The following is a 4,850-nucleotide window of genomic DNA, read 5'->3' as shown; positions in this document are numbered from 1 at the left end:
CCCCCCACGAGCCCCCGAGCCGTCAAGCCTTGGCTTTACGTTCCTCTTCGCCGCCCGCGCCCACCGGCTCCGGATCACTGCCGATCCCGGTATCGGGGGTAGCGGCATCGGTGGTACCGGGGTCGCCCACAGTCGCCGTCCCGGTCGTACGAGCCCCACCGCCCCGCACCACCGCGGTCCCAGCGACCTCACCGGCCCCAGCGTCTTCGGCGGCCCCCGCGGAACCACCTGTCTTCCCGAGTCTCCCCAGCGCCTGCCGTCCCGGCCCCGTCAGCACGTACTGGAGGCCGAAGCCCAGCCCGACGACCGTCGCGCCGCCGACCGCGTCCAGCACGTAGTGGTTGGCGGTGCCGACGATCACGGAGAAGGTCAGCAGCGGGTAGACCAGGCCCAGCAGCTTCATCCACAGCTTCGGCGCGACGATCGCTATTACCACGCCGCACCACAGCGACCAGCCGATGTGCAGCGAGGGCATGGCCGCGTACTGGTTGGAGAGCTTGGTGAGCGCGCCGTAGTCCGGGTGGGAGAGGTCCTGCGGGCCGTTGGCGGTGTCGATGAAGCCGAGGCCGGGCATCAGCCGCGGCGGGGCCAGCGGGTAGAGCCAGAAGCCTACGAGGGCGAGCAGGGTGGTGATGGACAGCGCGGTGCGGGCCCAGCGGTAGGTGGCGGGGCGGCGGAGGTAGAGATAGCCGAGCACGGAGAGCGGGAGCAGGAAGTGGAAGGTCCCGTAGTAGTAGTTCATGCTGCTCTCCAGCCAGTGGGTCTTGGCCACCAGATGGTTGAACCAGTGCTCGAAGTCGATGTGCAGGAACCGTTCGGCCGAGACTATCTGCTGTCCGTGGTGCTCGGCGGTGCTCCGCTCGTCGGGCGCGCTGCCGCGGATGTAGGAGTAGACGAAGTAGCCGATGCGGATGAGCATCAGCTCCAGCATCAGGTTCGGCCGGGTCAGCGGTCGCCGCCAGAAGCGGAGCAGCGGGATCCAGGCGAACCGGCCGGGGAGCTGTTCGGCGACCGGCGTCGGCATCGGGCGCTCCCACAGCGGCGAGGAGCGCGTCAGGAACGGCACGGCACAGGCCGCGGCGAGCGCCGCGAGGAGGGGCGCGTTCTCGCCGATGGGGCCGAGGACCGGGTTGTCGGGGACGAGCACGGTGCTGCTGAGCGTCATGACGAGCACGACGAGCACGGGCCATACGAGCCGGTCGGCGCGGCGCTTGCCGACGCGGCCGACGAGGGCGAGCAGGATCCACAGCTGCTGGTGCTGCCAGGCGGTGGGCGAGACGGCGACCGCGACGCAGCCGGTGATCGCCGTGGCCAGCAGGGTCTGCCCGTCCTTGGCGTAGTGCGCGGCGCGGCGCAGCCCGAGGACGGCGACCGCGACGGCGAGCACCCCGTACAGGGCCAGTTCGGCGGGGCCGTGCAGCCCGACGCGCAGCAGCAGCCCGTGCAGCGACTGGTTGGCGAGGCCGTCGGCGGCGCTGCCGAGGCCGGCGCCCGCGATGTGGTGCACCCAGTACGACCAGGAGTCGTCCGGCATCGCCGCCCAGGCCAGAGCGGTGCAGACGGCGAAGGCGGCGCCGGACGTGACGGCCGCGCGGCGGCGCCCCACCAGCCACAGCAGGGGCGCGAAGAGCAGGACGGCGGGCTGGAGCGCCGCCGCGACGCCGACGAGCACCCCGGTCGTACGGTCCGACAGCCGCGGCAGGCAGCAGCCGAGGAGCACGAGCAGCACCGGGATGATGCTGGTCTGCCCGAGGGTGAAGGTGTTCCGCACCGGCAGGGAGAGCACCATCAGGCTGATCGCCACGGGCGCGGCCAGGTGCGCCGTGCGCCGGGAGACCGGGCCGGGCAGCGAGCGGGCGGCGACGAGGGCCAGGGCGACGACGAGGAGCAGGGTGGCGAAGGTCCACACGAGGCCGAGCCCCTGCTCGGCGGCCCTGGTCAGCGGCTTGAGGACGAGCCCGGCGAACGGCGAGCCGGTGAACTTGTCCGTGTCGTACAGCGAGCCGTTCACATGCAGCACGCCGTGCTCGCCGATCCAGGTCTCCAGGTCCGTGAACCGCCGCTCGGGCGGCAGCCGCAGCACGGCCGCGGCCTGTCGCGCGGCCAGCAGGCCCGCGACGAGCCACAGGGCGCCCAGCGCCATGAAGATCCTGGGCCTCTGCCCCGGCGGACGCCTCAGCCCGCCCCGTTCCGCATTTGCCACGCCCCGCCGCTCCTCCGTCGCCCAGTCACCCTCTTAGGGGAGGTTGAAACCTTACTGAGTCCCCGGAAACAGACGCAGGACACCCCTAGGCCACCTGACAACCTCCCACAGTTGTCTGAAAGGGATTGCCGCGCCCCCCGTCGAGTAAGTATTTTGTTCGCATAACTAAGGGAAAGGACCCCGAGGACCTCATGTCTCAGAGCACGCACAGCACGACCGGCACGACCGGCACGACCGGTTCGTCGGAGCAGCAGCGGTGGACCGAGGTCGACCGCTACTTCAGCGAGCTGCTCGCCCCGGCCGACGACGCGCTCGCCGCGGCGCTGCGCGACAGCGACGCGGCCGGCCTGCCGAAGATCGCGGTCTCCCCCAACCAGGGCAAGCTGCTCCAGCTCCTGGCCGAGCTCCGCGGCGCCCGCCGCATCCTGGAGTTCGGCACGCTCGGCGGCTACAGCAGCATCTGGCTGGGCCGCGCCCTGCCCGCCGGGGGCCGCCTCGACACCCTGGAGTTCAGCCCCGCGCACGCCGAGGTCGCCCGCACCAACATCGCGCGCGCCGGCCTCGCCGACCGGGTCAAGGTCCACGTCGGCCCGGCCCTGGAGACGCTGCCCCGGCTGGCGGCCGAGGACACGACCCCGTACGACCTCGTCTTCATCGACGCCGACAAGGCGAACAACCCGCACTACCTGGAGTGGGCGCTGAAGCTCTCCCGGCCCGGCACGCTCATCATCGGCGACAACGTCGTGCGGTCGGGCGAGGTGATCGACCCGGCCCACACCGACGACGGGGTGCGGGGGGTGCGCGGCTTCCTCGACATGCTCGCCGAGCACCCGCGGGTGACCGCCACCGCGCTCCAGACGGTCGGCAGCAAGGGCTACGACGGCTTCGCGATGGCGCTGGTCACGGAGTGACCCGCGACCGGGGAGGGGCTCCCGCTTCCGCTGAAGCGGGGAGCCTTCCTCGGTTGTTGCTAGGGTGCGGCCATGAGTACGAGCGCGGAGAAGGCGGCCGGGGAGCCCCCGGCGCTGCGGCGGGACGCCCGGCGCAACCGGGAACTGCTGATCGCGGCCGCCCACGAGATCTACGCCGAGCAGGTAGTGGATGCACAGCTCGACGAGATCGCCCGCCGGGCCGGCGTCGGCAACGCCACGCTCTACCGCCGCTTCCCCACCCGCGAATCGCTCATCGAGGCCGTCTTCCACGACACGCTCACCGAGACGCGCGAGGCGGGCGTGCAGGCCCGGGAGGTCGAGGACGCCTGGGAGGCGCTGCGCGGGTACTGGGAGCGGATCTTCTCCCTCGTCGCCGCCGACCGGGGGGCCGCCGACCTGATCACCACGGGCGTCGAGGGCGTACCGTCGCTCGACGCCCTCCGCGAGCACAACCACGAGACCGTGCTGACGCTCGTCGCCCGCGCCCAGGAACAGGGCACGATGCGGCCGGACGTCACCGCCGAGGACATCCTCTTCCAGCTCGCCGCCCTGGGCCGGTCCGTGCCCGCCTTCGCCGCCGTCGCCCCCGGCTCCTGGCGCCGGCATCTCGCGCTGCTCCTCGACGCGCTCCGCCCGGAGGGCGCCCACCCCCTCCCCGCCCCGCCGCTCTCGCTGGGCCAGCTCGGGGGCGTCATGGCGGACATGAACCCGGGCCGGACGCCGCCGACGACGACGGCTCCTCAGCAGCGGGGCGAGAGGGCTCAGACCGCCAGCAGTCGTTCGATCGCGTCGCGGTAGTCGCGCAGCACCAGCCGCAGCTGTTCCGTCTGCGGTTCGGCGTCGTCGTCGCTCCAGGCGGCGCGCAGCGCGCGGCGGCGTTCGCCGAGGAGGTCGGTGAGGCGTGCGGTGAGTTCCTCGTAGAGCGCGTCGATCTCCTGGACCGACGACCGCGGCTCGTCGACGAAGCCGTTCACCGCGCGGCGGAGATGGGGCAGGAGCCGGTCGCGGTCGTCCTGCGGCAGCAGCGAGGCGGCGGGCGGCTCGCCCTGGAGCGGTAACCGGCCGTCCGGCCCGCCCTGCCGCGGTACGCGCGGAACCCCCTCTTCCACGGCGGGGGCCTCACCCGGCAGTGCCTCTTCCGGAATCTCGACCTCACCCGGCGGGGGCGCCGCGCCGCGTCCCCCGCGCGCCTGCCGCCCGCCGCGCCCGGGACCAGGCCCGGAGTCCCCCGGCCCGTACCCCCCGGACTCGTGGCGTCCGGGCTCGCGGCTCACGCCCGGCTCGTAGGGTCCGGGCGGCCTCGTACGGTCGTCCATACCGCTCGTACGCCCCGTACGGCCGTCGGAGCCCGCCTCCGGCCCGCTGAGCCGTCGCTCTTCGGCCCTCTCGCGCCCGTCGAGCCCCTCGCGTCCCTCACGCCCGCCTCGTCCCTCACGTCCGTCGCGCCCCGGAAAGCCGCCGGGTCCGCTTCCTGTAGGTCCCATCGTCACGGTGTCCCGCCCTTCGTCGATTCGTGCCGCCCGTGGGCCCCCGCCCACGGAACGCCCGTACGGTGCCGGTCCGAGGCGTGCGCCCGCCCCCGCGGCCGTTCGTCGATCAGCTCGTCGAACAGCCCGCGGGCGCCGACGACGGCCGCCCGCAGCTCCTCCGTCGCCGCGCGCCCCTCGCGGGCCCGGCCGGCGGCGGCGTGCACCTGGCGGTAGCCGCGCACGCTG

General features: G+C 73.4%; 4 protein-coding genes and 1 pseudogene. 2 read left to right on the top strand and 3 right to left on the bottom strand.

Annotated elements, in window-relative coordinates; genetic code table 11:
- Nucleotides 1–22: 22 nt before the first annotated feature.
- Nucleotides 23–2,143, bottom strand: a complete 2,121-nt coding sequence (locus ACFU99_RS33180) for a bifunctional glycosyltransferase 87/phosphatase PAP2 family protein (RefSeq protein WP_384399111.1) — start codon at nt 2,141–2,143, stop codon at nt 23–25.
- 251 nt (nt 2,144–2,394) lie between these two features.
- Here ACFU99_RS33180 and ACFU99_RS33175 point away from each other — a divergent pair, with 251 nt between their 5' ends.
- A complete protein-coding gene (locus ACFU99_RS33175) occupies nt 2,395–3,114 on the top strand; it encodes an O-methyltransferase (RefSeq protein WP_384399109.1) in 720 nt (239 codons plus the stop codon).
- A gap of 72 nt (nt 3,115–3,186) precedes the next feature.
- Entirely contained in the window at nt 3,187–3,933 is a 747-nt protein-coding gene (locus tag ACFU99_RS33170; protein WP_384399107.1) for a TetR/AcrR family transcriptional regulator, read from the top strand.
- On the opposite strand, the gene ACFU99_RS33165 is transcribed toward ACFU99_RS33170, so the two are convergent.
- The gene (locus ACFU99_RS33165; protein ID WP_384399105.1) at nt 3,897–4,409 is read right to left on the bottom strand and encodes a hypothetical protein; all 513 of its coding nucleotides are present in this window, start codon (nt 4,407–4,409) and stop codon (nt 3,897–3,899) included. The genes ACFU99_RS33170 and ACFU99_RS33165 overlap by 37 nt on opposite strands.
- Nucleotides 4,410–4,621: 212 nt before the next feature.
- Nucleotides 4,622–4,850 (bottom strand): annotated as a pseudogene (locus ACFU99_RS33160) (hypothetical protein); the annotation flags it as partial.

The sequence above is a fragment of the Streptomyces sp. NPDC057654 genome, assembly GCF_042800135.1.
In the GTDB taxonomy this organism is placed as follows: Bacteria; Actinomycetota; Actinomycetes; order Streptomycetales; family Streptomycetaceae; genus Streptomyces.
The sequence above is the reverse complement of the archived record's forward strand: the minus strand, read 5'-3'. Positions and strand labels throughout refer to the sequence as shown.